Source organism: Streptomyces sp. SID14478 (assembly GCF_010548525.1).
Taxonomy (GTDB): Bacteria; Actinomycetota; Actinomycetes; order Streptomycetales; family Streptomycetaceae; genus Streptomyces.
The window spans coordinates 1-2660 of the sequence record NZ_JAAGMG010000053.1 but is presented as its reverse complement, the minus strand read 5'-3'; the positions used below and the strand labels follow the sequence as shown (position 1 = coordinate 2660).

The 2660-nt window shown below is 71.4% G+C and carries 3 protein-coding genes; 1 reads left to right on the top strand and 2 read right to left on the bottom strand.

The window, feature by feature from the left end; translation table 11 throughout:
- Nucleotides 1-1489: MFS transporter (locus G3I40_RS01895; protein ID WP_164300387.1), on the bottom strand; the 1489-nt coding region annotated here is incomplete at its 3' end.
- Nucleotides 1490-1598: 109 nt separating this feature from the next.
- On the opposite strand from G3I40_RS01895, the gene G3I40_RS01890 reads away from it, so the two are divergent.
- A complete protein-coding gene (locus tag G3I40_RS01890; RefSeq protein ID WP_164300386.1) occupies nucleotides 1599-2168 on the top strand; it encodes a TetR/AcrR family transcriptional regulator in 570 nt (189 codons plus the stop codon).
- 179 nt (nucleotides 2169-2347) lie between these two features.
- Here the strand turns inward: G3I40_RS01890 and G3I40_RS01885 are convergent.
- On the bottom strand, nucleotides 2348-2660 hold a 313-nt coding region (locus G3I40_RS01885), incomplete at its 5' end, for a helix-turn-helix domain-containing protein (RefSeq protein ID WP_164300385.1).

The window sequence follows — 2660 nt, the reverse complement described above, 5'->3', positions numbered from 1 at the left end:
GGGTGAGCGCGGCGAGGACGGCGGCGGCGAGGAGCAGGGCCGCGCCCGCGATCGCCGCGGCCTGCATGCCGCTGGTGAAGGCCTCGCGTGCGGCGGTCGTCAGGGCCCGGCCCGCGTCGCCCGGCAGCTGTCCGGCGACCGCGAGGGCGCCGCCCAGGGTCTCCTGGGCCGCGGCCGGGGCGCCGGCCGGGATGTCGTGGCGGTAGACCGCGGTGCCGATGGAGCCGAGGACTGCCATGCCCAGGGCGCCGCCGAACTCGGCGCCGGTCTCCAGGAGGGAGGCGGCGGAGCCCGCGTTGGCGGTCGGGACGGTGCCGAGCGCCAGGTCCATCATCTGGGACATCACGGTGACGATCCCGGAGGCGAGGACGCCCGCCCCGGCCAGGACCAGCCACAGGGAGTCGGTGCCGGCGAGGGCCAGCAGCCCGTATCCGCAGGCCGCGACGGCGAAGCCGCCGGCGACGACGTGGGCGCGGTGCACGCCCTTGTCGACGAGCTGCGCGGCGACGGGCGCCGCCACGCCGACCAGGACCGTGGGGACCAGCGACCAGAGCGCGGCGGCCATGGAGCTCTTGCCGAGCACGGACTGCAGGTACTGCGTGGTGAACAACGCCGAGCCCATCATGCCGAAGGAGGAGACCAGGTTCAGGACGACGGCGGGGGCGAAGCCACGGCCGCGGAACAGGGCGGGGGAGATCAGCGGGGACTTCGCGGTGCGCTGGCGGTGCACGAAGAGGGCGGCGAAGAGCAGCCCCACGGTGATCGAGACGACGTAGCGCACGTTCCAGCCCTCGGACGGGATCTCCTTGACGCCGTAGATGACGGGCAGCACGGCGGCCATCGACAGGGGCACGCTGAGCAGGTCGAAGCGGCCGGGCTCGGGGTTCTTGGACTCCGGCAGCAGGAACGGGCCGAGGACCAGGAGCAGCACCATCGCGGGCAGGTTGACGAGGAAGACCGAGCCCCACCAGAAGTACTCGACGAGGACGCCGCTCATCACCGAGCCGAGCGCGACGCCGCCGGTCATGACGCCGGACCACAGGCCGATCGCCTTCGCCCGCTGGCCGGGGTCGGTGAACATCGTGCGGATGATCGCCATGGTGGACGGCATGAGGGTCGCGCCGCCGACCCCGAGGAGCGCGCGGGCGGCGATGAGGGTCTCGGCGCTGTTCGCGTAGGCGGCGAGGACGGAGGCGGTGCCGAAGGCGGCGGCGCCGATCAGGAGCAGCTTGCGGCGGCCGATCCGGTCGCCCAGCGAGCCCATCGTCATCAGCAGGCCGGCGAGCACGAACGCGTAGATGTCGAAGATCCACAGCTGCTGGGTGCCGCTCGGCGCCAGGTCCGCGCTGATCGCCGGGATCGCGAAGTAGAGGACCGAGACGTCCATGGAGACCAGCAGGAGCGGCAGCATCAGGACGCCCAGCGCGGTCCATTCGCGGCGTCCGGCAAGGGAGTCGGGAGATGTGGTGGTGCCCGTCGAGTTCGCCATGACAGGAACCATACGACTGTCTTAAACGCTTGTCTAGTACGCTTGTATAGGACGATTGTTTAGTACTTGTGTGTAAGACGCTCGTCTGGATCCTGGGTAGGGTGAGGGTATGGGACATCGCGAGGATCTGCTCGAAGGCGCCGAGCGCGTACTTCTGGAGAAGGGGTTCGCGCGCACGACGGCGCGCGACATCGTCAAGGAGTCGGGGACGAACCTGGCGTCCATCGGCTACCACTACGGCTCGAAGGACGCCCTTCTCGCGCAGGCCTACGTGGCGCTGGCGGAGAGGGGCTCCGACAGCTGGGGGGACGTGGGCGAACTGCCGGGCGCGCCGGGCTCGTTGGAGCGGTTCCGGGCCGTGATGGCCGGGATCACGGACAGCCTCGGCAAGCCCGGGTCCATCTGGCACCTGAGCATCGAGCTCGTGACCATGGGCGACAAGATGCCGATCGTGCAGGAGCACCTGGCGCGGGCCCAGAACGAGGCCGGGCGCGGCTTCATCGGCATGGTCATGGGGGAGGAGCCGCCGGCCGACGACCCGAGCGTCGACACCCTCGGCAAGTTCTTCTCCGTACTGGTCCTCGGCCTCATCGCGCAGCACACCTTCGACGCGGACTACTCGCCCAGCGCCGACCAACTCACCGAGGGGCTGCGGATGTTGATGGAAACGGCCCGCTAGGGAGCCGCCGGTGTCCGTCCCGGGGTCGCCCAGATCCCGGCTCGGTACGCGCGAGGTCGGTGCGGCCGAGTCGCGGGGAGATCGCGAGCGCGGCCGTCGACACCTTCCTGCGGGCGTACGGCACCGACGACGACCTCACGGACAGGATCCGAGGTTGCGCCGCCTTCAGCGGAACGGCTCTAGAGCCGCGCCGCCTTCAGCCCCATGTGCAGCAGCAGCCGGTCCTCGCCCTCGTCCAGGTCGAGGCCGGTGAGCTGTTCCACCCGGGACAGGCGGTAGTAGAGCGTCTGGCGGTGGATGCCGAGGGCCGCCGCCGTGCGGCCCGCCTGGCCGGCGCAGTCGAGGAACACCTCGGCCGTGCGGGCGAGTTGGCGGTGCGCGGGGGCGAGGAGGGGGGCCACCACCGGGTCGTGGGCGGCCTCCACGGGCAGGGCGGTCAGCAGGCGGTACGGACCGATCGCGGACCACTGCGTGTCGGGGCCGAGGCGCGGG

What these genes read in the sequence shown, in the direction of transcription:
- G3I40_RS01890 (WP_164300386.1), top strand. Translation starts at nt 1,599, where the DNA reads ATGGGACATCGCGAGGATCTGCTCGAAGGCGCCGAGCGCGTACTTCTG.